20 protein-coding genes are annotated in these 24,624 nt (G+C 34.8%); 16 read left to right on the forward strand and 4 right to left on the reverse strand.

Translation table 11 applies throughout. The annotated features are described in order from the left end of the window. Window positions 1-5: 5 nt before the first annotated feature. The 6 genes from HMPREF2864_RS07155 (at window position 6) to HMPREF2864_RS07180 (ending at window position 5,428) form a co-directional block, all read left to right on the forward strand. Window positions 6-1,124 (forward strand): SIS domain-containing protein, encoded by a 1,119-nt coding sequence (locus HMPREF2864_RS07155; protein ID WP_070545401.1) that lies wholly within the window; start codon window positions 6-8, stop codon window positions 1,122-1,124. 483 nt (window positions 1,125-1,607) lie between these two features. After that, window positions 1,608-2,540, forward strand: coding sequence for a tagatose 1,6-diphosphate aldolase (locus HMPREF2864_RS07160; RefSeq protein WP_070545399.1), 933 nt, complete (start codon window positions 1,608-1,610; stop codon window positions 2,538-2,540). Window positions 2,541-2,739: 199 nt separating this feature from the next. Continuing rightward, entirely contained in the window at window positions 2,740-3,219 is a 480-nt protein-coding gene (locus HMPREF2864_RS07165; protein WP_002460937.1) for a PTS sugar transporter subunit IIB, read from the forward strand. Window positions 3,220-3,238: 19 nt separating this feature from the next. Further along, window positions 3,239-4,138, forward strand: a complete 900-nt coding sequence (locus tag HMPREF2864_RS07170; protein ID WP_002460936.1) for a PTS mannose/fructose/sorbose/N-acetylgalactosamine transporter subunit IIC — start codon at window positions 3,239-3,241, stop codon at window positions 4,136-4,138. After that, complete coding sequence (locus tag HMPREF2864_RS07175) at window positions 4,125-5,015, forward strand: PTS system mannose/fructose/sorbose family transporter subunit IID (RefSeq protein ID WP_070545397.1); 891 nt, start codon at window positions 4,125-4,127, stop codon at window positions 5,013-5,015. The genes HMPREF2864_RS07170 and HMPREF2864_RS07175 overlap by 14 nt, the downstream gene beginning before the upstream one ends. Before the next feature lie 17 nt (window positions 5,016-5,032). Continuing rightward, complete coding sequence (locus HMPREF2864_RS07180) at window positions 5,033-5,428, forward strand: PTS sugar transporter subunit IIA (protein ID WP_002491960.1); 396 nt, start codon at window positions 5,033-5,035, stop codon at window positions 5,426-5,428. A 167-nt stretch (window positions 5,429-5,595) separates the two neighbouring features. On the opposite strand, the gene HMPREF2864_RS07190 is transcribed toward HMPREF2864_RS07180, so the two are convergent. Together HMPREF2864_RS07190 and HMPREF2864_RS07195 are read right to left on the reverse strand one after the other, a co-directional pair. Next, the gene (locus tag HMPREF2864_RS07190; protein WP_002491992.1) at window positions 5,596-6,294 is read right to left on the reverse strand and encodes a response regulator transcription factor; all 699 of its coding nucleotides are present in this window, start codon (window positions 6,292-6,294) and stop codon (window positions 5,596-5,598) included. 4 nt (window positions 6,295-6,298) lie between these two features. Next, window positions 6,299-8,953, reverse strand: coding sequence for a sensor histidine kinase (locus HMPREF2864_RS07195; RefSeq protein ID WP_062078343.1), 2,655 nt, complete (start codon window positions 8,951-8,953; stop codon window positions 6,299-6,301). A gap of 166 nt (window positions 8,954-9,119) precedes the next feature. On the opposite strand from HMPREF2864_RS07195, the gene HMPREF2864_RS07200 reads away from it, so the two are divergent. From HMPREF2864_RS07200 to HMPREF2864_RS07215, 4 genes are read left to right on the forward strand one after another with little or no spacing between them, the layout of a single operon-like run. Then, window positions 9,120-9,200: a potassium-transporting ATPase subunit F gene (locus HMPREF2864_RS07200; RefSeq protein ID WP_002491980.1), complete on the forward strand. Its 81-nt coding sequence runs from the start codon at window positions 9,120-9,122 to the stop codon at window positions 9,198-9,200. A gap of 20 nt (window positions 9,201-9,220) precedes the next feature. Then, on the forward strand, window positions 9,221-10,897 hold the full coding sequence (kdpA, locus tag HMPREF2864_RS07205; protein WP_070572165.1) for a potassium-transporting ATPase subunit KdpA: 1,677 nt from the start codon (window positions 9,221-9,223) through the stop codon (window positions 10,895-10,897). A gap of 17 nt (window positions 10,898-10,914) precedes the next feature. Then, the gene (locus tag HMPREF2864_RS07210) at window positions 10,915-12,936 is read left to right on the forward strand and encodes a K(+)-transporting ATPase subunit B (protein WP_002460930.1); all 2,022 of its coding nucleotides are present in this window, start codon (window positions 10,915-10,917) and stop codon (window positions 12,934-12,936) included. 19 nt (window positions 12,937-12,955) lie between these two features. Further along, window positions 12,956-13,516: a K(+)-transporting ATPase subunit C gene (locus HMPREF2864_RS07215; protein ID WP_225306489.1), complete on the forward strand. Its 561-nt coding sequence runs from the start codon at window positions 12,956-12,958 to the stop codon at window positions 13,514-13,516. Between the two features lie 306 nt (window positions 13,517-13,822). On the opposite strand, the gene HMPREF2864_RS07220 is transcribed toward HMPREF2864_RS07215, so the two are convergent. Then, a complete protein-coding gene (locus tag HMPREF2864_RS07220; protein WP_070545394.1) occupies window positions 13,823-15,895 on the reverse strand; it encodes an NEAT domain-containing protein in 2,073 nt (690 codons plus the stop codon). Window positions 15,896-16,205: 310 nt separating this feature from the next. On the opposite strand from HMPREF2864_RS07220, the gene HMPREF2864_RS07225 reads away from it, so the two are divergent. From HMPREF2864_RS07225 to HMPREF2864_RS07235, 3 genes are read left to right on the forward strand one after another with little or no spacing between them, the layout of a single operon-like run. Then, entirely contained in the window at window positions 16,206-16,790 is a 585-nt protein-coding gene (locus HMPREF2864_RS07225) for an MptD family putative ECF transporter S component (RefSeq protein ID WP_002460927.1), read from the forward strand. 1 nt (window position 16,791) lies between these two features. Further along, on the forward strand, window positions 16,792-17,499 hold the full coding sequence (locus HMPREF2864_RS07230) for an energy-coupling factor transporter transmembrane component T (protein ID WP_002460926.1): 708 nt from the start codon (window positions 16,792-16,794) through the stop codon (window positions 17,497-17,499). A gap of 11 nt (window positions 17,500-17,510) precedes the next feature. Next, the gene (locus HMPREF2864_RS07235) at window positions 17,511-18,971 is read left to right on the forward strand and encodes an ABC transporter ATP-binding protein (protein ID WP_002460925.1); all 1,461 of its coding nucleotides are present in this window, start codon (window positions 17,511-17,513) and stop codon (window positions 18,969-18,971) included. An 84-nt stretch (window positions 18,972-19,055) separates the two neighbouring features. Here HMPREF2864_RS07235 and HMPREF2864_RS07240 read toward each other — a convergent pair whose 3' ends face one another. Further along, the gene (locus HMPREF2864_RS07240) at window positions 19,056-20,996 is read right to left on the reverse strand and encodes an NEAT domain-containing protein (RefSeq protein ID WP_070545392.1); all 1,941 of its coding nucleotides are present in this window, start codon (window positions 20,994-20,996) and stop codon (window positions 19,056-19,058) included. A gap of 629 nt (window positions 20,997-21,625) precedes the next feature. Here HMPREF2864_RS07240 and isdC point away from each other — a divergent pair. From isdC to isdE, 3 genes are read left to right on the forward strand one after another with little or no spacing between them, the layout of a single operon-like run. Beyond that, window positions 21,626-22,312, forward strand: a complete 687-nt coding sequence (gene isdC / locus HMPREF2864_RS07245; protein WP_002460922.1) for a heme uptake protein IsdC — start codon at window positions 21,626-21,628, stop codon at window positions 22,310-22,312. 2 nt (window positions 22,313-22,314) lie between these two features. Continuing rightward, window positions 22,315-23,712 (forward strand): NEAT domain-containing protein, encoded by a 1,398-nt coding sequence (locus tag HMPREF2864_RS07250; RefSeq protein WP_070545390.1) that lies wholly within the window; start codon window positions 22,315-22,317, stop codon window positions 23,710-23,712. An 8-nt stretch (window positions 23,713-23,720) separates the two neighbouring features. Next, entirely contained in the window at window positions 23,721-24,611 is an 891-nt protein-coding gene (gene isdE / locus HMPREF2864_RS07255; RefSeq protein WP_002460919.1) for a heme ABC transporter substrate-binding protein IsdE, read from the forward strand. The last annotated feature ends 13 nt before the right edge of the window (window positions 24,612-24,624 follow it).

Here is a 24,624-nt window from a genome sequence, read left to right on the forward strand (position 1 = left end):
TCATAGTGTTAAATGAAACATATACTTATCAAGAGATTAAACAGCAGCCTGATATGTGGCGCCGCACAGCTGATATTGTGGCGCAAAAACAGGATGCCTTTGAAACGTTCATGCATCATATGATAAGCAACAATAAGGATAAAAAGTTGAAAGTGATATTTACTGGTGCAGGTTCTAGTGCCTATGTTGGAGATATAGCTAGAATGGCATGTGCAACAGAAAAATTTACTCAATTTGACTTTGAATCAGTACCTACTACGCATTTTGTCACGAGTCCAGAAGTATACATAGATGATGCAACTGCGTATTTAATTGTATCATTTGCACGCTCTGGCAATAGTCCGGAAACAAAAGCGACGGTAGAAATTGCAAATCAACTTACAGATAATGCATATCATTTATTCATTACCAACAACAAAGATGGCTTTTTAGGTACTGTGGAAGAAAGTGAACGTATTTTCAAAATTGTTTTACCAGACGAAACGAATGATCAATCTTTAGCAATGACATCCAGTTTTTCTTCTATGTTATTTGCAATTTACATTCTATTCGGTGGTAAATACAATGCTTCATTTTTTGATAAAGCTAAAGAAAATTTTGAATGGATCGAAGCACAGGTTGATCAAGTGAGTATGCTTGATTTTTCTAAGGTCTTTTACGTTGGAACAGGTCTTATTGGTGAATTGACAAAAGAAATAAGTCTCAAAATGAATGAGTTAACGGCAGGACGTGTTGAAATTGCACGAGAAACAACGCTAGGATTTCGACATGGTCCTAAAGCAGGGCTAAGCGATAATGCCATCTTTATTATGCTTCGTAGTAATCAACCATATAAACGTCAGTATGAACAGGATATTATTGCAGAAGTCAATCAAGTTAAAGGGAAATATCATATTCTGACACTAGAAAGTCAATTAACAGATGAAACCCATGCGATAACGTTGCCGAATTCAACGGAACTTACAGATTTAGAATTGGTCTTAGAATATTTGATGTTTGGTCAATTACTTGCTGCTAAAAAATCAGTTGCTTTTGGTCTGAACCCTGACAATCCAAGCCCTGATGGTTTTATTAATCGCGTGGTTAAAGGTGTCACAATTTATCCAGTTCAAGCATCTCATTAACGTCGAAATTTGACGTGTATTCAAGGGGACTATGTGTTGCACAAAGTTCAATAAATGAGCGGATCGCAATCTAACAGCTTAGTAAGAGAGGCAATGTAGCTACATCCAAAGTATATAAAAATAAAACGTGTCATTTTTTGAAAGCGCTTTAACTAAGGCGAGATTATCAAGGGTTTTGAAATTATTATGTGTGCAGATTTAAAGCAACGATTGATGCAAAAAATTAAAACACACGACAAAAAGATGCAGCTTTTAATGATATTTAAATAGTTGACGGTGGGATTGAAATATCAATTTAACGCGTTGTAGTTAAATGAATACGTTATCTATGACACATATATCATGCATCGTGAAACCAAAGATTACATTTAAGAGTATTTAGACTGCGGGAGGTCTAATTTCTTATACATACCTACCTACACAATATATTGGTATGAAACAAGTGAAATCATAGTAACTCTAAAAAATAAGGAGGGCGTATAGATGACTGTAAAAAATTTAAGTCGACTCGTAGATAAGAACGGCATATATTCGGCAGTGGCTGTCGATCAACGCGGTGCCTTGAAAAAATTATTAGGTAAGCAAGGTACAGCGCAAAACTTAGCATCCTTTAAAAAATTAGTTGCAGAAGTACTGACTCCAGAGAGTTCCAGCTTTTTAGTAGATCCTGAGTTTGGCTTGGAAGCAGCAAAAGCCAATGTAGCAGGTTTGATTTTAGCTTATGAACAAACCGGATACATTAAAGATCAACCAGGTCGTTTGCCTCGACTGATTGAGGGTCAAAGTGTGAAACGTCTAGTTGAAGCGGGTGCAGATGCAATTAAATTCTTGCTTTACTACGACGTTGATGAACCAGATGAAATTAATCAAAAAAAGCAAGCAGTGATTGAGCGTGTAGGGGCAGAATGCAAAGCTGAGCATGTGCCATTTTTATTAGAAATCTTGACCTATGATGATCAGATTGGTGATGAAAAAGGTGACGCTTTCGCGTTAGTCAAACCGCATAAAGTCAATAGTGCAATGAAGTTATTTAGCGAAGCACGATTTGGCGTTGATACTTTAAAAGTTGAGTTGCCGGTAAATATGAACTTTGTTCAAGGCTATGGTCATGAAGCATGCATGACTCAACAAGAAGCAGCAGAAGCCTTTAAAGCACAAGCGAATTCAACGCATATACCCTATATTTACTTGAGTGCCGGTATGGATTCGCAATTATTTAATAAATCATTACAATTTGCCGCAGAAAATGGTTCAACATTTAATGGTGTTTTATGTGGTCGTGCGACGTGGCAAGGTGCGACAGAAGTGCTTGCTAAAGATGGAGAAGTAACAGCACGTGAATGGCTTCAGACAGAAGGAATTAAAAATCTTAAGGCATTGAATCAGGTTAATCAACAAACAGCAACACCGATTTAACACAATGTTTTAAGAAATCATATACCAAGCTTTTAGCCGATACCAAGCCATCGTTTGACCTAGTAATACACACGAATCTAAAAAAACAACATACATGATATTCGTTATGCACTTACTGAACAATCGTTGTTTTGGTTATTAAAAAAATGCTGTGAAAGTAATATTAAAATGTTTTTAATTAAGAAAGGAGATATGTGAAATGGCAATCATTGCTAACAGAATTGATGGCAGACTTATTCATGGACAGGTTGCAAATTTATGGGCAACAAAATTAAACGTTGGACGCTTTATGATTATTGATGACGAAATAGCACAAAGTGATATTGATAAACAAGCATTAAAGCTTGCAACGCCAGCTGGTATTAAACTAAGTGTACTACCTATTGAAAAGGCTGCAACAAATATAAAAAATGGTAAATACGATTCTCAACGCGTCATGATTATTGCGAAACGTCCGGATCGTTTTGTTGAACTAGTGAATCAAGGCGTACAAATTGATAATTTAAACGTTGGAAATATGTCACAAACAAATGAAACACGTTCAATTACTAATTCAATTAATGTGATGGATGAAGACGTCGAAAACTTTGAAAAACTACAATCAGCAGGCGTTACAATCACTTCTCAAATGGTTCCAAATGATAAAGCTGTAGACTTCATGTCATTAATTAAAGCATAAATGAAGGAAGGTGTTTGTTTTGGAAATTATGTGGTGGCAAATTTTACTACTAACATTGTATGCAGGCTATCAAATTTTAGACGATTTACAATTTAATATTTTTGGTCATCCCGTATTTGCTGGTATTGTCTCTGGATTGATTATGGGAGATATTAAGACGGGCTTAATTATCGGTGGTGGTATGCAATTAACAGTTCTTGGTGTAGGTACATTTGGTGGGGCCTCTCGTATTGATGCCAATTCAGGTACTGTTTTGGCGGTAGCTTATTCGGTAGCTTTAGGAATGAACCCACAACAAGCATTAGCGACATTGGCTGTGCCAGTAGCAAGTCTAATGATTCAAACAGATGTTTTGGCAAGATTTACGAATACATTCTTTGCACATCGTATCGATGCTAAAATTGAGCAAATGGACTATAAAGGTATTCAAAGAAACTACTTATATGGCGCAATTCCATGGGCATTGTCTCGAGCGATTCCAGTATTTTTAGGATTGTTTTTTGGCGGTGGTGTGGTAAAAAACATTGTCAATTACTTGAATGGTGACCTAAAGTGGTTAGGTGATGGTTTAACAGTTGCGGGGGCAGTCTTACCTGCAGTTGGTTTTGCAATTTTATTGCGCTATTTACCTTTGAAAAAACACTATCCGTATTTCATCCTAGGTTTTATTATTACAGCGCTTATGGTTACAGTGTTTGATGGTTTATCAGGTATAGGAACTTCTGTTGCGCATTTAGACGACAAGTTTACAATGTCATTCTCATCTTTACCAATGCTTGCCATTGCAGCCATTGGCTTTGCGCTTGCCAGCTTAGAGTACAAACGAACATCTACGCTAACAGCTATGTCGTCAGCATCAGGAAAACAAGATTTGAATCATGCTGATGATGAAGGAGAGATTGATGATGACGAACTTTAACCATAAAAAACAGGATACTTCAAAAACTCATGTACATAAGGATGCAAAGCCATTAACAGGCAAGTCGCCTGAAACGCCTTATAAATTAACAAATAAAGACTTTCGACAAATTAATATGCGTAGTTTGTTCTTCTACCAATGGGGTTGGAACTATGAACGTATGCAAGGATCAGGTTATTTATTTACAATTCTACCTCAACTACGCAAAATTTATGGTGATGATACACCAGAATTAAAAGAAATGATGAAAACACATGCACAGTTCTTCAATACGAGTAATTTTTTTAACACAATTATTACCGGTATTGATATTGCGATGGAAGAAAAGGAACAGTTTGCTGCAAAAGAATCCGTTGAAGGGTTCAAAGTTGGTTTAATGGGACCATTTGCAGCAGTTGGAGATGCTATATTTGCATCATTAGTGCCAACTATTTTTGGTGCGATAGCTGCTAACATGGCCCAAGATGGTAACCCATTTGGCGCATTGTTATGGTTTATCGCAATATTAGCAGTTATTGTGTTTAGATGGAAACAATTGAAATTTGCATACAAAGAGGGCGTAGCACTGGTTACAACAATGCAACATCGTTTAGAATCACTGACGAATGCCGCAACATTATTAGGGGTCTTTATGGTAGGTGCACTCGTTGCAACGATGATACGTGTTCAGTTTGCATGGAAGCCTAAAATTGGTAATTTAACGGTTAATATTCAAGACAGTGCAAACATGATTTTGCCGCGTCTGTTACCGCTAGTCTTTGTCTTTTTAATTTACTGGTTACTTGGACGTAAAAAAATGAATTCAACCCGTGCCATTTTCTTAGTGATTATTGTATCGATTATTTTATCCGCATTAGGTGTTATAAAAAATATTTAAAAAGGTGAAATACAATTATGAAAAAGTTAATTTTAATAAGTCATGGTTCATTTTGTGAAGGTATTAAAAATAGTGTTGAGATGATTTTTGGAGCTCAAGATTATATATACACTGTAGCCTTAACACCGGAGCAAGGACAAGAAACATTTGAAAAAAACTTTAAAGCACTGATAGAAGATGACGACGATGTAGTGGTATTTGCAGATTTACAAGGTGGTACACCAGCTAATACAGTTTCAAAGCTCATCATGCAAGGTGCTAAATATCAACTGTATACAGGAATGAATTTGCCGATGATTATAGCTTATATTAATGCACAAATGATTGGTCAGCCAGCAGATATTGCTCAAAAAGCAAAGGATGGTATCATCGATGTCAATGCTTTGTTAGCGCATGATGACGATGAAGAATAGAGATAGCGAATCAGGTATAAATAAAGAATATGCGCGCTTCAAAGTGAACATTAAATATGTTTACTTTGAAGCGTGTTGTTTTATGTTTCAAAAAGAAAATTTAATGACTACAATAGACAAAACATCTATGTTTCACCGAAATGAACAACCGCCACATGTATTTATAGTTAAACTAAATGTTGCATTTGGTAGCCAATTCTAGGATGGGTAATGATTAACTTCTTATCCATATGCGCATCGTCTTCGCTGTAATTTAACTTCTTACGTAATGAAGCCATATGTACACGTAGTGATGCCATTTCACACTTATTAACGTAACCAAAGATTGATTTTAAAAGGACTTGGTATGTTAACACTTTACCAACATGATGACTTAGAATTTTTAACAATTGAAATTCATTTGGTGTTAAATGAATTGGTTGGTCGTTAATGTAAACCATTTTAGCATTGAAATCAACCGTAAGCGGACCATTTTTGAAGTTGTTTTCTTCGGTTGTTGTTTTTTTTGAGACACGCAGTGCGACTCTAATACGTGCTTGTAATTCGTCGACATTGAACGGTTTAATCATATAGTCATTCGCACCGCAGTCTAGCGCATTGACAATTGTTTGTTCTTCTGTACGCGCACTGATAACAATAATTGGTGTATCGATATCTGTTCTGATTTGCTTGATTAGAGTAAAGCCATCAATATCAGGTAAACCTAAATCAAGTAATATAACATCTGGATGCTCTGTTCGAATACGAAAGGCTGCGTCCTTTCCATTTCTTGCTGTGATTACTTTATAGTAATTCATGGTTAAAGTAACATCGATTAAATGTAAAATAGCAGCATCATCTTCAACAACTAAAAGTGTAGATTTCATCATCTCACCCTTTCATATCTATTTGATCTATATCTAAGTAAAAATAAAAAATACTGCCATGTGGATGATTAGGTTGGTATTCTAATTTGCTATCATGTTGTTTTAAAATGAGTTGCACTAAATATAGTCCCAGTCCTAAGCTGTCTTTTTTATTGTCTTTAAAATAATCCCCTGAATAATAAGGTTTATAAATTAAATGTCGTTCTTCTTCAGGAATCCCTTTCCCAAAATCAATCATTTCAAAGCGTACACGAGATGGCTGTAGATGAATGCAAAGTTTAATTTCTGAAGTGGTCCCAGAGTGTTTCAATGCGTTATCAACGAGATTAAATAAAACTTGCAGTATTAGTTTGCTATCAATGTGAACGAATGCCATGGTATCTTCGGTTTCAATCGTTACCTTTTGATTTTGGTGTCTGCGAATCAACCCTTGCTCGAATTCTTCTAAAAGTTCTTCTATAAGATAAGCCGTCCGTTTTACTTTTATATCAGAACTTTCCAACTTAGTGAGAGATAAAATATTAGTAACAAGTGTATACAGGTATTGTGCTTCCTTATATGAAGCAGTTAATAGTTTTAATTTTTCAGCGTTATCTAAGCTCTTACTGTGAAATTTCAACACATCTAAGTTTCCAATAATAGATGTGAGTGGTGTCCGTATATCATGTGAAATAGAATGTAAGAAATTAGAGCGTGTTGCTTCGCGCTCAGCTGTTAACATCGATTGTCTTGTTTGTTTAAGTAAATATACATTTTCTATTGCCAGCATTAAATCATTTAACATAGAGTCTAATATTGAATTGTCATACATATCGATATAATCTTTATCATCAAATTGAATGGACACGATTCCTTTTACGGGATTACTACCTATAGGTATACATAGATATTTGCTTCCGGGGAAGGTATCGGTAAGTCTTCCGGCACGATGTTCGTTTTCGATGACCCAAGTCAATGTTTCTGCATCTTCTACATCTTCCATATTTTTTGTGTTTTTAAATGATGGATGTCCAAATGAAGATGATTTGACTACTTTTTTTGATTCGACTAGAAACACCGTAACATTTTGATGTAACAATTGATGGATTTGTTCACCAGCTATATTTAACAGTTTCATTATAGAATAAGATTCTTTAATAGATTGATTAAACTGTAACATAATATCAGTACGATATAATTGGCGCTCTGTTAATGAGTGCTGATACTTTAAATTTTTTAAAATGGCACTCGTAAAAATACTTGCAAAAATACTGATTACAAATGTAATAGGGTATTCAAATCGATACATTTCTAGAGTGAATCTTGGCACGGTAAAGAAATAATTAAAAATAAAAACGTTTAATATCGATGTAAAGAATCCAATGAGATAAGATTGCGTCCATATGGATAATAAGATAATACCAATAAAGAATAATAGTAAAATAATTGCGCTTGATTCATTTTTATCAATTGTGTAAATCCACATACCAAGGAGAACACAAAATGTTTGAATAATAAGCATTTTCATTATATCTACAGATAATGCTATTTGATAAGATGGTTTATTCATTGATTGTGTACGTTCTTGCTTATTTGAGTTTATATAATAGATAGGCACAATCTCTAATTTGAAATAATGCGGCGCATGGTTAATTTCTTCAATAAGTGATTTTTTAAAATAATGTTTCCATTTTGGGTTTTCTGATTGCCCAAGAACTAACTTAGTAACAAATGCGCTATCGCACCAATCTGTTAATGCTTTTGCAACGTCTTGTGCATAAAGAACTTTAATCTCTGCACCTAACGATTTGGCGAGCATAAGATTTTTATGCACGTAATGGTCTTGTATTTTGCTTTCTGAAGGTGTCTCAAAGGTGTCGATATAAATAGCTGTAAATTTGGCATGTTCTTTATAGGCAGAACGTCTTGCTTCTCGAATAACGCGCTCGTTATAAATACTACCACTGACAGCAACGGCAATATGAGGCGTGATATCTGTATGTTTTGTATTACATTGTTGTTCTTTTTGACTCATAATGTCTGCTACAGTTCTGAGCGCAAGTTCACGCAATCTAGTCAAATTTTCATAAGAAAAAAAGTTGGAAAACGCTGTTTCTAAACGTTCTTTTTTATATACTTTTCCAGCTTTTAAACGTTGTATCAGCATATTCGGCGAAATATCTACAACTTCAAATGCATCTGCCGACATAATAAATTGATCGGGTACGCGTTCTGTCACTTGAATACCTGTCATTAATTCAATTTGTCCACTTAAACTTTCTATATGTTGGATATTTAGTGTTGTCCACACATCGATACCGTGAGACAGTATTTCTTCAATATCCATATATCTTTTCAAATGACGATTTTTAGAAATATTAGTGTGTGCGAGTTCATCAATCAATACGATATCGGGTTGAGCCTCAATAATTCTTTCAACATTGATAAACTGAAACATATGGCTACCGAATTTATGGCTAGAAGTTGTAATTTCAGGAAGTTGTTTGGCAAGCGCATTTGTCTCAGGACGTTGATGTGGCTCAATATAACCGATCTTAACATCCACCCCTTCTTTATATTGGTCGATACCATTTGAAAGCATTTCATACGTTTTCCCAACGCCAGGGCTATAACCTAAATAAATGGTCAGAGTTCCTCTTTTTTTATATGAACTTTCCATATGCTAACACCTCTTAAGTATATATTAATTAATACTAAAATAATTATCCATTTATATTTTTATTTTATGGCTCATCTTTATATTTTCTTAATATCTTTTTTGAAATATTAATACTATGATTATACAGTTCTTGCTAAGCTTTTCTTGAAAGTGAGGAGAGAACAAAATGATTGCACTATTAGCATTTGTTGTAATCGGATTAATTTTATATTTATTTTACGCATTATTTTGGAGTGAAAAATTCTAATAACGAAGGAAGGAATCGCAATGAGTATAATTTTATTTTTAATGATCTTTATTGCGTTGACATATATCGTGAGTCGTTACTTATATTTAGTAGCTCTAATTGTTCCATCTAAGATAGATATACTATTCAATCCTATTGAAAAGGTAATTTATCGACTAATCAATACTAAATTAGAGCATATGTCAGGCAAAACATATTTAAAACACTTTTTTTGGTTCAACGGAATAACAGGGATAGTGGCATTGATATTATTATTGACGCAACAATGGCTTTGGTTAAACCCGAATCACAATTTAAACCAATCCATATCTTTGGCCTTTAATACAATGGCTTCATTTATAACGAATACGAATTTACAACATTATTCAGGAGAAACGGGACTAAGTTATTTAACGCAAATGACGGTCATAACATTTTTAATGTTCACATCAGCTGCTTCTGGCTATGCTGTATGTATTGCAATGTTGAGAAGATTGACAGGTATGACAGATGTCATTGGCAATTTTTATCAAGACATCATACGTTTTATTGTGCGTGTTCTAATACCGTTCTCATTTATTATCAGCTTATTTTTAATCAGTCAAGGGACACCTCAAACATTTAAAGGAAACCTTGTCATAGAAACTTTGTCAGGCGTTAAACAAACGATTGCTTATGGTCCAATCGCATCAATGGAAGCAATTAAACATCTTGGTACAAACGGTGGCGGATTTTTAGGCGCAAATGCCTCGACGCCATTTGAGAATCCTAACTACTGGACTAATTTCGTTGAAGCTTTAAGTATGATGCTTATACCAGGGGCTTTAGTATTCTTATATGGCAGAATGTTAAAAAATAAAAAGCAAGTACATCCTCATGCTGTAATGATTTTTGTTGCGATGTTTGTTCTATTTATCGCATGTTTAGTGATGTGTCTACACTTTGAATTCTCAGGGAACCCCGTCTTACAGCATTTAGGAATTACTGGTGGCAATATGGAAGGTAAAGAAACACGATTTGGTGTAGGTCTTTCAGCGCTATTTACAACGATTACGACGGCTTTTACAACGGGCAGTGTAAACAACATGCATGATAGCTTAACACCTTTAGGCGGTCTTGTCCCATTATTATTAATGATGTTGAATGCGGTCTTTGGTGGCGAAGGTGTGGGACTTATGAATATGTTGATTTATGTCATGCTCACAGTATTTATGTGTAGTTTAATGATTGGAAAGACACCAAGCTATTTAGGTATGAAGATAGAAGGAAAAGAGATGAAGCTTATTGCGCTTTCATTTTTAATACATCCATTGCTTATTTTATTTTTCTCTGCATTGGCATTTATAGTACCGGGTGCAACAGATGCCATCACCAATCCACAGTTCCATGGTGTATCACAAGTGCTGTATGAATTTTCATCTTCATCTGCTAACAACGGTTCAGGATTTGAGGGATTGAAGGATAATACAACGTTTTGGAATATTTCAACAGGCATTGTCATGTTGTTAGCACGGTATATTCCAATTATTTTACAGTTAAGCATTGTATCAAGTTTAGTAAATAAAAAAACATATCAAAATCTAACAGAAGATGTACCAATCAATAATTTATTTTTCAGCAGTGTATTAATCATCTTTATTATTTTACTTAGTGGTTTAACGTTCTTACCAGATTTAATGATTGGACCAATAGGAGAGCACTTATTGCTACATTCTTAATAGGAGGAAGGTCTAAAATGATTGAAACTAAAAAAATATTTGAATCCAGTTTGGTCAAACAGGCTTTAAAAGAAAGCATTATTAAATTAAACCCAGTATGCATGGTTAAAAATCCTATTATGTTTGTGGTAGAAGTAGGGATGATGCTCTCTTTAATTTTAACAATGGCACCAAATTTATTTAGTTATGAAAATGTATCACGAACGTATTTATTTAGTATTTTCTTTATATTATTATTAACGTTAATTTTCGCAAATTTTTCAGAGGCTTTAGCAGAAGGGCGTGGTAAAGCACAGGCAAAAGCATTACGCCAAACACAAACTGAAATGACTGCAAGACGTATTAAGTCTGACGGTAGTTATGAAATCATTGATGCTAGCCAATTGAAAAAAGGAGATATTGTACGTGTAGAAACGGGCGAGCAAATTCCGAATGACGGTCAAGTTATTAATGGATTAGCTACCGTAGATGAATCTGCAATTACAGGTGAGTCTGCACCAGTTATTAAAGAAAGTGGAGGAGACTTCAATAATGTTATTGGAGGTACTTCTGTAGCTTCCGACTGGTTGGAGGTTGAAATCACATCAAATCCAGGTCAATCATTTTTAGATAAAATGATTTATTTGGTTGAAAATGCGACAAGAAAGAAAACACCTAACGAAATCGCATTATTTACATTATTGATGACCTTAACAATTGTTTTTTTAGTTGTCATTTTAACAATGTATCCTTTAGCGACATTTTTACATTTCAATTTATCTATTGCAATGCTGATTGCTTTAACTGTTTGTCTGATTCCAACAACGATTGGTGGCTTATTATCTGCCATTGGAATCGCGGGTATGGATCGCGTTACGCAATTTAATATTTTAGCTAAAAGTGGACGTTCAGTAGAAACATGTGGGGATGTTAATGTTTTGATATTAGACAAAACTGGGACGATTACTTATGGAAATCGTATGGCTAGCGAATTTATTCCGGTGGCATCGACGCAGTTTGAAAGATTGGTGAAAGCTTCATACGAATGTTCTGTCGAAGATGATACACCAGAAGGTAGCAGTATTGTAAAGTTAGCACGTCAGCAACACATTGATTTACCAACAGACAGAGGAGAATATTTCCCATTTACTGCTGAAACACGCATGAGTGGTGTGAAATTTTCTAATCGTGAAGTCTATAAAGGTGCACCTAATAGCATGATTAAACGTGTTAAAGAAGCAGGTGGCCATATTCCTGATGATTTAGACACGTATGTAAATGAAGTGTCTAAAAAAGGTGGCACACCATTAGTTGTCATTGAAAATAACGTCATATTAGGTGTTATTTATTTAAAAGATGTTATTAAAGAAGGGTTAGTGGCACGTTTTCAAGAATTGCGTGCGATGGGCATCGAAACGGTGATGTGTACAGGAGACAATCAACTTACTGCTGCAACCATTGCGAAAGAAGCGGGTGTAGATCGCTTTGTTGCCGAGTGTAAACCTGAAGATAAAATTAATGTTATTAAAGAAGAACAAGCAAAAGGTCATATCGTCGCGATGACAGGTGATGGTACAAATGATGCACCTGCTTTAGCTGTAGCTAATGTGGGGCTAGCGATGAATTCAGGTACGATGAGTGCGAAAGAAGCTGCCAATTTGATTGATCTAGATTCAAATCCAACTAAATTAATGGAAGTTGTATTGATAGGCAGACAATTACTCATGACGCGAGGTGCTTTGACAACGTTCAGTATTGCGAATGATGTGGCTAAATATTTTGCCATTTTACCTGCAATGTTTATGTCTGCTATGCCTGCAATGAATCATTTGAATATGATGCATTTACATTCACCAGAATCAGCCGTACTTTCAGCTTTAATATTTAATGCCTTGATTATTGTGTTGCTTATTCCAATTGCAATGAAAGGCGTGAAATTTAAAGGTGTTTCAACTCAAATGATATTAATAAAGAATATATTGATTTATGGAATAGGTGGCATGATTGTACCATTTATTGGTATTAAGCTGATTGATTTAATCATTCAATTTATTGTTTGAAGGAGAATATAATAAAATGATACAAGCGATAAGAAAAAGTACTAGGCTCGTCATTGTCATGTTGATATTATGTGGACTGTTATTTCCGTTGACTGTAACAGCTGTTGGACAGATTATATTTCCACATCAAGCAAATGGAAGTTTAATCACGAAAAATGGTAAAGTTGTCGGTTCTGAATTGATTGGTCAACAATGGGAGAGTCGGAAATACTTTCATGGTCGTATAAGTGCTGTGAATTATAATATGAATAATCAAGAAGTAAATAGCAATGGTGGGCCTGCCTCAGGAGGATCGAATTTCGGCAATAGTAATCCTAAATTGAAGCAACGTGTGAAAGAGATGATTCAACAAGAGGGTAAAGCACGTTCTGTCGATGCTGTCACAGCTTCTGCTTCAGGATTGGATCCGGATATTACCGTTAAGAATGCTGAACAACAGGCCCAAAGAATAGCAAAAGCGCGTGATATTGATGTGTCTAAAGTCAATCATGTGATTGTAGAAAATAAAAAATCTTTGCCTATGGCTGATGATTATGTCAATGTTTTAAAGATGAATATTGCTTTAGATAAACTGAAATAACTCGTGAAAGTATATTAATATTTAGCTTACGTCAAGGTGAACGGACGTTAACATCATGTTGTGATATCGTTTATAACTAAAAAAATGTAGGAAAAACAGCAGGTTGAAGCTGCCATTTTCCTACATTTTATTATGCCTATTTATAATTAAACTTTATAGCCTAAACAGTGATGAATGTAATGCACTTATTATATTTCAAGGCGCAGCATGTATATTGGAAGAGGTATGAATAATATAATAAAAACTAAAAATTTCTAACTGCGCAATTCCTTATACATTTTGCGGTGGTATCTTTCAGTGCTTTATTTATTGATGTTTCTTTTTCGGTCGTATTAAGAACATTATACCACCTAAAATAGCAACTAATGATGCCCATAATGTTGCATGATTTGTTGTTTGGCCGGTAGCTGGTAATGTATGTTGTGCTACTGGTGACGGATGTGCTGCTGTTTTATGCATATGTGATGTCTGTGATTGCACTGTATGATTGTTCTGTGCATGTGATAAAGGTTTGGTTACATCCTGTTGTTGTGTGTGGTGACTTCGTTGATTGTTGTGTTGCACTTGATTGTGTACTGAATGTTTAGCAACATTTAGCGTGCTTATTTGTGTTTTAGTGCTTACATTTTGATGTGATGTATTACTGTGTGTATGATTGTGCGCTGCTCTTTGTTGGACTACAGTTTGTTTAGTATGACCAGTGTTTGAAGCTACACTCACAGTTGGTTTATTCATTTGTTTATGGTTTGCCGGTGCGTGTGTTGTTGTAACTACAGGTTTGGTTACTTTTTTGTGGTCTGTTGTAGTGTCAGCTGGTTTTACGATAGGTTTATCTGCTTTCTTGTTATTAGAAGTTGCTGTATCTGCTTGGTTTATGTCAGGTTTAGCATCTTTTTTATTGTTTGGTGTTGTTGGTGCTTCCGCATCTGCTTTTTTAGAAATCGCATTATTTTTAATGCGCACATGATATTGACCAGAATAGCCTATTGTTGGGAAATCTACTTTAACAATCGAATTATAAATCTCTTTACCTTCTACATATGGGAAGAGTACAGTACGTTTATCATTGACCGTATCTTTATCAATGGTCATCACACGTTGCCCTTCGACTTGGAAATCTTTCCAAATTGAATCTATTGTTGTTGTTAATTTAATGTACTTTTTACCGTCTACTTCTACAAGTTCAAATGGTTTTTCAACAAAGCCATCCATCGTTGAAAGGTCGTCATCATCACTTTGTAATACTGAAATGTCCAGCGATTTGCTGTTCGTTATTTGAACTTTTTTAACGGGTGCGTGTTCGAATTCCACTTTAGCAGAGGCAACTTCTTGGTCTAAATCTTTCTTTAGTTGCTCTAATTTTTGACTGTATTGTGCTCTTAATTTTTCTGGTAGTTGATCTTTAACACGGTTGAGTTCGTAAATTTTACGTTCTAAAGTTTTAGCTTTGTTGTAATCTGCTAATAGTGCTTCTGTTTCGAAATCTTCACGTGTTTTGAATTTACTTTCATCATTATAGATGGGTTGTTCAAAAACCATTTTCGTATAGTCATAGTTTGTTTCAGGATCATTATAAATTTGTGTAGATGATTTTATAACGAGTTCTTTTATGCCATTGGATACATCGAAGCGAATATACGCATCGTCTGTTTCTGGGTTATAAGTAACGAGTTCAATAGGCAGCTTTTTGTTATTTTCATAAACTTCAAATTTTTTCCAAGTTGAAGCGGTTTTTAATCCTAATTCTACAGTTGTTTTATTTTTATCTTTGTTGAAATAAACATTGGCTGGAGAAATTGTACTTGCATAATGATAGAACTGAAGGTCACCGTCTTTGTTTTTCATTTCGAATGATATAGGTCGACTGTTTGAAGTATCATGTGGCTTGTTTGTATATGTCTTATCTTTAACAGCATCTTTAATAGATTGATCTACAGCCTGTTTAGCTGGATTTGACACTGCAGTAGAAGACTTAGGATTAACAGCGTTTGTAGTTAATGCTGTTGGCGCAGGTGCAGCTTTTGGTTGTGTCGTATTAGAGACGTTAGTTGCAGGTGTAACCGTTTGTTTATCGTTTGCTTGAGCCCGCGACTTATCATTTGTTGTAGTTGCAGCTACTGTCTTGTCAGTGTGATCAGCGTTAGGCTGCGCATTCGTTTCCACTGTCGGCGCAACTGGCTTGCTTTGTGCAGGTGTATTACTTTCTGATGCAGCAGCTGAATGAGCTGGTTCTACTGCGTTCTCTGCAGCTTGTGCCTGATGTTCGGCATTTAAAAATAAGCATGTGCCTAATGTAATTGAAGCCGCACCTATTGAGAATTTACGTATTGAAAAATGCTGATTTGGTCTTGCATTGTTATTTTCGTGGTGGGTTTTCATGGTTTTAACAACTCCCAATTTATTTTTTCTCAATTGATAATCATTATCAGTTGAGTTAAAATGATTATACATAATTTTTATGTAATTGGGTAGTATTTTTTAAATAGAATTTAAGTTAAAATAATTTTTGTAAAAATTTAGAATATAATATTCTACAGTACAAGTGCTTAATACGGAATGAAGTTGTAATTGTCTAAGAAAGATGCAGGTAATTGATAATCGTTATCAATTATAGTACACTTATACTTCGTACCATATATCATTGTAAGAAGATATTTTATGATTGTTTTACATTAAAGGAGTGTGACAAATGAAGAGACAGACATTAGATGTTAAAGAGTTAATACATATTGGGATATTTACAGCTATTTATTTCATGGTCATTGCGATACCAGGTATATTGGGTATCATTCCTATTTTTATGTTATTGTTACCTGCCATGATTGGCTTTTTAGGCGCAATACCAATTATGTTGTTAATTGCTAAAACACAAAAATTTGGAGCGCTAACTATTTTATGTCTTATTATTAATATTTTATTAATTATTGGCGGGCATCCTTGGATTGCACTAATCTACAGTATTCCAGTGACGGTTATTGCAGATTATATTATGGCGCATGGTCATTATCAGAATACGAAATTAAATGCCCTAGGTTATATTATTTTTTCAATGTGGTCCATCGGTAATTTATTACCGTTTTACTTTATGAGACAAACATTTTTAGCACATTTAGCTGAACGACATGGCAGTCATTATGAACAAACTGTAGCAATGTTATTTTCATATCAAATGATTCCAGTTTTAATTATTTTAACAATTATTGGTGCATGGCTAGGTTACATTATTGCTACAACAGTCTTACGTAAACATTTTAAACGTGCAGGTATGATTTAAAATGTTAGGTTATATAAGTAACAAGCCGCGTATATTTAATTTCGATCCTCGTGTCAAAATAACGTTGATGTTGTTAATTTCATTTGTAGCAATGACTGGAAATAGTTTAGGGTTACATAAATATCCTAGACTATTTTTAATGTTAATACCGGTGTGTTTGCTAATTGGTGTAGGTTTTTATTATAAAGGACTTATATTGGGCATTATGATTGGTATGAGTTGGTATATAGAAGCATTTATGTCTATTCGAACACAGTTGTTATTATTTATTGTTGTCATCATTATTACGAAATTTGCTTCGGCGCTAGCTATGGGTTATTTTATTGTTCAAACAACTCAAGTTGAAACGCTGATTCAAGGCTTAGAGCGATTGAAAGTTTCGCGAAAAGTAACACTGCCTTTAGCAGTTATGTTTCGTTTTATTCCAACTATTAAAGAAGAATCAAGTGCGGTCAAAGATGCGATGACCATGCGTCAAATTGATGTTAAATCGGCAGGGAAACATCCGATAAAATATATAGAGTATCGTTATGTCCCATTGATTAATAGTGTGTTAAAAATTGGAAATGAATTAACCATGTCAGCAATCACTCGAGGACTTAATTTAACGAATGCCCGCACGTCTATACATCATATACAAATGACGCTGTTAGATTGGATGATGCTGTTGGGTACATTGAGTTTAGTTATTCTTTATTATGTAATGTGAGGTGAAGGACCATGATTGAATTGAAACATGTGTCATTTTCATATGAAAACGGAACGCCATCATTAAAGGATATTGATTTACTCATTTCATCTGGAGAGGTCATTTGTTTTACTGGTGCATCAGGTTGTGGGAAGACAACCTTACTAAGATTATTTAATGGCTTGATTCCATACTTTTTTAATGGCAAGTTAACAGGGGAAATCATTATAAATGGAACGTCAACGCAAACACAGTCGATCTATGATTTATCTCAACAAACTGGTTCGGTATTTCAAAATCCTCGAGCACAGTTTTTTTGTCTGAATAGTACGAGTGAGATGGCATTTGAAGCAGAAAATTATGGCTATCATCCACAGTATATTACAGAGCAAATTCTTAAAGGAACCACAGATTTAAACTTAAGCCATTTGTTAGATAGAGATATTTTTAAATTATCGGGTGGTGAAAAGCAACTGTTGGCTTGTGCCACAATTGAAGTTTGTCAACATGACATCATTATATTAGATGAGCCATCTTCCAATTTAGATCATGAGACAATCAAAAAGTTAAAGCAATTAATCCTTCGATGGAAACAAGCTGGGAAGACAGTGATTATTGCAGAACATCGCTTATATTATCTATATGATATTGTGGATCGCTTAGTCGTCATGGAACAAGGTGCGGTGGCACATAGTTACACATCAGCTGAGCTGAAGCAGTTAACTCAAACCCAATTAGCAGGCTTAGGGTTACGCGCAACTCGACTAGATTTATTACCCGGGAAATCACATCAGCGGCATATTGACAGCGAGAACAGATTGCAATTGAATGAATTTAATTTTAAATATAAGAAACAGGATAAGACAACATTACAGTTAGGCGACTTATCATTAGCACGTGGGGCAGTCACGGCTATAGTTGGACATAATGGTGCTGGTAAATCAACCTTTGCACGTTGTTTATGCGGTTTAGAACGACATTTTAAAGGTACAGTTGTAGAAGCGCAGTTAACATTAAAGCGTAAAGCACGTCTGAAAAATGTCTTTATGGTGTTTCAAGATGTGCACCGTCAGTTATTTGCTGAAGATTTAGAAGAAGAATTGCGCTTAAGTGACGAGACGTTGACTGCAGAAGAAATCCAGCATAATTTGGAGACATTTAATATTGCGCATCAATCAGATACACATCCGTTAGCATTATCCGGTGGGCAACAGCAGCGTCTAGCTGTGGCTAGTGCAGTCGTATCTAATAGAAAAATATTAATCTTTGATGAGCCTTCAAGTGGGTTAGATGGGGCTAACATGAGGCAGATGGCAGCGTTATTAAACAGATTAGCTGATAAGGGATACACGATCATATTAATCACGCATGATTATGAATTACTGATGGCTTGTACGGATGAAGTCATCGAAATTGAACATGGACAACTAGTGGCTCAATTTGTTTTGAATCCTGAAAATGAAATGCGGCTTGCGCCACTATTTATAAATTAAATAAATATTAAATAAGACGAAATCTCAGTTTTCTGTTGAGATTTCGTCTTTGTCTATCACGTTCATTTAATTATTTGGGCGATATTAACGTTGTTCTTTACGTTTTCTACCAAATAGTAAGATAGAACCACCTAGGGCCAATAAGCTACCAAAGATTGATGCTGAAGTTGTCGCATTTTCTTGTCCAGTGTTTGGCAATGAATGCATATGACTTTGTTGAGCTGGTTGTGGTTTTGTCATGGCAATGTGTTGTTTATCTTCATGTTTGTTTTGAGATAAATGTACATGTTGTTGTGTTGTTGGTTGTGCCATTGTAGCTTGTGCCTTAACTTCATCCTTAGCTGGTTTATAAGTGCTTGCTACAACTGGTGTATGATGTTGTGTTGCTGTTGCATCATGATTGACTGTAGTAGATACGTGACTCGTTTTAATTGTCGTGTGCGTAGCAGCTGCTTTAGAATGTTGATTTACTGTTGTTGCAGGTTGAACTACTTTTGGTGCATTATTTTTAGCTTTATCAACTTTTTTAGTTTTATTAGCTTTATTTTCTTTATTTGCTTTTGTTGGCTTTGTCGTTGATGTTTTAGCTTTATTTGTCTTATTTGCTGGTTTGGTTTTTGGTGTTTCTGGTTTGGCTGTAGTTAATTCAGGTACAGGTGTTTCAAATAATAGTGTCGTTTGGTATTTGTTGTCGTAGTTAATGGCTGGGACAACGATATGCACTCTAGAAATTAACTGTTTCATGCCTGGTTTTACTTCGACACGAATGGTTTTAGTATCTGCTTTTTTATCGTGTTTGACAACGGTTGTTGTTAATTCTTTATTTTGTGGTGTAAAGAATTGGAATGATTTCCACCAGTCAGCATTTTTCAATGTAACTTCAAAGTAAGTTTTACCATTTTCTTTAATGAATTTACCTGGGTGTTCCATGTAGCCATCCATAACAGATGTTTCTGTTGATTTATCTTTTTGCACTTTATATTTCGCAGTTTGTGTTACTACTGCTGATTTTGCTTGTTGTGAAGCAGGTTTTTTAGCACTTAAAGTCATAACAGATGGACGAGCTACATTTTTAGCTTGTGCCAATGTTTCTGGTTTAACAGCATTTTTTTGAGTTGATTGTACATCAAGCGCTTGTGCTTTGCTTGCTTGTGCTTTGGCAGGCTGTGGAACAGGTTTAGCAAATGCGATTTGAGTTGTATATTCATGATCATAATTAATCACTGGGACAATAATATGTACTTTCGAAATCAGTTGTTGTGTACCTGATGCCACTTCGACACGGATTGTCTTGATATTTTTACTTGTATCATCTTTAGTTACTACGGTATTAAGCTTGTTATTATTTTCATCATAAAATTCAAATGATTTCCACCATTTGGCATGGTTTAATTCAGCTTCAAAGTAGTATTTATTATTCGCATGAACGAGTTTGCCTGGATGGTTCATATATTGATTCATTGTAGATTTTTGTTTTGTTTTATCTTTGTTCACTTGAAACTCGAAGTCTTCAGTTGTTTCTGAAGTAGCGCTTTTAACAGAACGTACGACTGGTTGAGCTTCTCTTGTTTGTTGTGTCGCAGGTTGAGCAGGTGCTTTAGTATTTGCTTGGGTTGCTTGTTGCTTGACTGCGTCTTGTTTCGATGTACTTGATTGTTTAGGTGATGCTTGTGCGTCATTTTGTGACTTGCTGTCTGATGTTACTGCTGCAGCTTGATTACTTTTAGCCAGTTGTTTATTTGCTTGTGTATGATTTTGCTCTGTTTTTGGCGTTTGGTTAGTTGTGGCAGCTTGATTTTGAGGTTGATCGATAATAATTGGATCAATGTTTGTTTCTACTTTGTTCTCTTGATGCGTAGCAGGTTCATTTTGCGTGGTATTAGCTTCAGCAGCATGTGCAGGATTACCTAAAAAGAGTAGTGAACCAACGATAATTGAAGCCGTACCTACTGAGAATTTGCGAATGGAATAGTGGTTAGCGATAAAGCCAAATTTATTAGTTTGTGTACGTTGATGTTTTTTCATGTGTTTGTCTCCTTGTATCAATATAATTTAAATTTTTAAAGATGATTATCAGAACTAGAGAGTAGTGTGTAAGTCATGTGGTATGAATAATGTAATGTGTCACTTATTGAAAATGATTATCATTATTGATTATATCAGTTCCATGTCATTTTACAACAAGGTATAAATATTTTAATATTGCTTTTTTAATAATTGTTTTGATAATAAAATTAAATAACATTGATTAAATTATCTGCTATTAAATGAAGGAAATGGACACTAAATGAAAATACAACTAAATCCATTATGGAAGATACTTTCATTATAGGTTAGCAATGATATAACTGTTTAAGCACGCTTCAATCTCTTATGTCACGACTACCATAACTTTGTTAATACAATCTAGATAAAGACATTAATATATAAGGAATTGCGATAAAATGTTCTATGTATGGGGTATGAGCTAAGCGTTGTCATTTTAATTGCTAATGTGGTGCGATCAGTTTTTTATTTTCTTAAATGCCTTAAAAAATTAAGAAAAAATTTAAAAAATAAATTGACATTGATAATCATTTTCAATTAATCTAATAAGTAGAACTAGAGTGAGCAAAATGATTATATTTTTATTGTGAAAAGGAGGCAAAATAAGCGTGAAAACAGTATTTAAAATAGTTAGTTTTATATTCTTATGTATTTTCTCATTTGGGATATTGTCATCAAGCAGCGCGTTCGCAGAGGGTCAGTCACTTAATTATGAGGTATTAAAATATAATACCAATGATACTTCGATTGCGAATGACTATTTTAATAAACCAGCAACCGTAGTTGAAAGAAATGGTAAGAAATATGTTCAAATAACAGTTAATCATAGTCACTGGATTACCGGAATGAGTATTGAAGGTAAAAATGAAAAAATCATCAATACCAATAAAGCAAAAGATGAACGTACGTCAGAATTTGAAGTAAGTAAAACATCAGGTAAAGTAGACGGTAAAATTTCAGTTTATATAAATGAAAAAGTAAATGGTAAACCTTTTAAATATGACCACCACTATAACATTACATATAAATTTAACGGCAAAGATAGTGGTAGTTCTAGTGCAGCAACACCGGGAATAAATAAATCGGAAAATGGCGGTACAGGCTCAGCAGCAAGTGATGCAGGAAATGGTACAAGCTCAGATAGTAACAGCGCATCTACTGATGGATCTTCAGTTGAAAATCCTCAAACGAGTGCTGGTACACCGGCATATGTTTATTTAATACCAGTTGTAGCCGTGGTATTCTTAATGCTATCTGTTGCAATTTTAAAACGTAACAGAAAAGGTAACCACTAATAATGTCTAAGCGTTTGAAATTATTATTGGCTACGTCATTAATTTTTTCATGGTCTGTTGTTACTGGCTCATATAGTAATGCGGCAATGCTTAATGTTAGAGCTGATGATTCGAGTTATTCATCAGCTCCTTCTCATATAGACACAAACCAATGGACTCATTCAAGCAACGCTCAATTAAGTATTTATTATGCAGATAGCAAGACACTTGCGCAATCATACAATAAGATGGTTGATCCAAGTGTTCAAATCATCAAAGATCATGGGCGACTTGTAGCAAAAATTAACATTGCTAAACATGGATTGTGGAAGCAACTTCAAGTTGAAGATCAAGGGCAAATGAGATTACTTAACATACATACCACACCATCACAGCCAACTAAAGATTATGTATTGTTACCTTTAAATAAGCAACAAACGCATTATAAAGTTAACGTTACAACTATAGAGAATGGGCAAGAAAAACAGCAACAACTGCTATTCAATATTACACCATCAACAGCGCAAGAAGACGGTCATCAGGTTAATAAGCAAGCAGTTAATTTTTATGTACGTAAAAAAGAAGAAAATAAGCTGTCACATATGGATGATTATGTGAAACACCCAGGGCATTACGTCACGATTCAAGGGAAACGTTATTTTGAAATGACGTTAACGCATATAGACTGGTGGCAAAGTTATCAATTTTATCATCAAAATACGAAATTACAACATGAGGTCATCTATGAAAATAGCGATACTCAAGAAGCCACTGTGCGCATACCTGTAGAAGAAGATACTAAAGAGATAGAAGCACGCATCCACATTGTCATTCCAGAATTAAACTATGATCATCACTACACAACGTATATTGTGCTAGGTGTAAAACATCCAAATGAAACAGACGATAGTCAATCAGATACATCAGCGGAAAAACGTAACAAAGATAAACATCAGCAAGACCCCGGAGATAAGTCAGTACCTCCAGCTTCAGAAAAACAACAAGCGCATGTTAAGCAGCAACAACAAACACAGCAAAATAATGATACACATGCATCCAACAATCAAGATACTTCAAGTAGAACAACAACGCCGTCTAATAATAGTGAAACGACAACGCAATCATCAAGTTCAACACCAACACCATCTTCACATGAATCGTCAGCACAACAAGGTGAAAAGAAACAAGTAACAACAGCTGCATCAAAAAATAAAGCGCACGCCGCGCAGCAGCACAAAGATAAAAATAAACGAACACCAGCATTTGATAGAAATGCTGATAAATCTTATCACACAGATGGCAATAAACAACCTAACGTTAATTTGCCAAAACATACGAAAGACTATATTATATTCGGAATTTTAATTTTTATTTCAGTAGCAGGTTTAATTGCTACATATTTCATTAATAGAAAGCGGTGAGTAACAAAATGAACATCAGCAAAATAATGTCATCATTAGCTATATTGCTTGTGTTGCTTACTGGATGTAGTCAAAGTAGTAAACATACAAAAGGTGATAATGTAGATCAACAAGGTAACGCATATCGCATTGTACCAACCACGGTGGCTTTAACGATGACACTAGATAAACTGGACATTCCTATTGTCGGAAAGCCAACGACATATAAAACATTGCCTAAGCGTTATAAAGACGTGCCAGAAGTTGGGCAACCGATGCAACCAAGTGTGGAAGCAGTGAAACAAGTCAATCCAACGCATGTATTAAGTGTAAGTACGATTAAAGATGAAATGAAGCCGTTTTATAAACAATTGAATATGAAGGGATATTATTACGATTACGATAGTTTAGATGGCATGGAAAAATCCATCACGCAATTGGGACATCAATTTAATCGTGAAAGTAAGGCAAAAGCATTAAATCAACACATCAATTCAGTCAAAAAGGATATTCAAGACAAAGCTGCTAAACAAAAGAAACATCCTAAAGTGCTTATTTTAATGGGGGTTCCTGGAAGTTATTTAGTAGCTACAGATAAATCATATATTGGGGATTTAGTGAAAATTGCAGGTGGAGAAAATGTGATTAAAGATACATCAAAACAATATATATCTTCTAATACTGAAAATCTAGTGAATGTCGATCCAGACATTATTTTACGCTTGCCTCATGGTATGCCAGATGAAGTGAAAAAGATGTTCCAAAAAGAATTTAAGCAAAATGACATTTGGAAACATTTTAAAGCAGTTAAAGAAGACCGTGTGTATGATCTAGAAGAGATACCTTTTGGCATTACTGCAAATGTTGATGCTGATGATGCCATGAAGCAATTATATGACGTTTTTTATAATCAACATTAAGTTTTAAAAGAGG

The organism is Staphylococcus sp. HMSC059F04 (assembly GCF_001812565.1).
GTDB lineage: Bacteria > Bacillota > Bacilli > Staphylococcales > Staphylococcaceae > Staphylococcus > Staphylococcus lugdunensis.

What these genes read in the sequence shown, in the direction of transcription:
- HMPREF2864_RS07160 (WP_070545399.1), top strand. Translation starts at nt 1,608, where the DNA reads ATGACTGTAAAAAATTTAAGTCGACTCGTAGATAAGAACGGCATATAT.
- HMPREF2864_RS07165 (WP_002460937.1), top strand. Translation starts at nt 2,740, where the DNA reads ATGGCAATCATTGCTAACAGAATTGATGGCAGACTTATTCATGGACAG.
- HMPREF2864_RS07175 (WP_070545397.1), top strand. Translation starts at nt 4,125, where the DNA reads ATGACGAACTTTAACCATAAAAAACAGGATACTTCAAAAACTCATGTA.
- HMPREF2864_RS07180 (WP_002491960.1), top strand. Translation starts at nt 5,033, where the DNA reads ATGAAAAAGTTAATTTTAATAAGTCATGGTTCATTTTGTGAAGGTATT.
- HMPREF2864_RS07190 (WP_002491992.1), bottom strand. Translation starts at nt 6,294, where the DNA reads ATGAAATCTACACTTTTAGTTGTTGAAGATGATGCTGCTATTTTACAT.
- HMPREF2864_RS07195 (WP_062078343.1), bottom strand. Translation starts at nt 8,953, where the DNA reads ATGGAAAGTTCATATAAAAAAAGAGGAACTCTGACCATTTATTTAGGT.
- HMPREF2864_RS07200 (WP_002491980.1), top strand. Translation starts at nt 9,120, where the DNA reads ATGATTGCACTATTAGCATTTGTTGTAATCGGATTAATTTTATATTTA.
- kdpA (WP_070572165.1), top strand. Translation starts at nt 9,221, where the DNA reads ATGAGTATAATTTTATTTTTAATGATCTTTATTGCGTTGACATATATC.
- HMPREF2864_RS07210 (WP_002460930.1), top strand. Translation starts at nt 10,915, where the DNA reads ATGATTGAAACTAAAAAAATATTTGAATCCAGTTTGGTCAAACAGGCT.
- HMPREF2864_RS07220 (WP_070545394.1), bottom strand. Translation starts at nt 15,895, where the DNA reads ATGAAAACCCACCACGAAAATAACAATGCAAGACCAAATCAGCATTTT.
- HMPREF2864_RS07225 (WP_002460927.1), top strand. Translation starts at nt 16,206, where the DNA reads ATGAAGAGACAGACATTAGATGTTAAAGAGTTAATACATATTGGGATA.
- HMPREF2864_RS07230 (WP_002460926.1), top strand. Translation starts at nt 16,792, where the DNA reads ATGTTAGGTTATATAAGTAACAAGCCGCGTATATTTAATTTCGATCCT.
- HMPREF2864_RS07235 (WP_002460925.1), top strand. Translation starts at nt 17,511, where the DNA reads ATGATTGAATTGAAACATGTGTCATTTTCATATGAAAACGGAACGCCA.
- HMPREF2864_RS07240 (WP_070545392.1), bottom strand. Translation starts at nt 20,996, where the DNA reads ATGAAAAAACATCAACGTACACAAACTAATAAATTTGGCTTTATCGCT.
- HMPREF2864_RS07250 (WP_070545390.1), top strand. Translation starts at nt 22,315, where the DNA reads ATGTCTAAGCGTTTGAAATTATTATTGGCTACGTCATTAATTTTTTCA.
- isdE (WP_002460919.1), top strand. Translation starts at nt 23,721, where the DNA reads ATGAACATCAGCAAAATAATGTCATCATTAGCTATATTGCTTGTGTTG.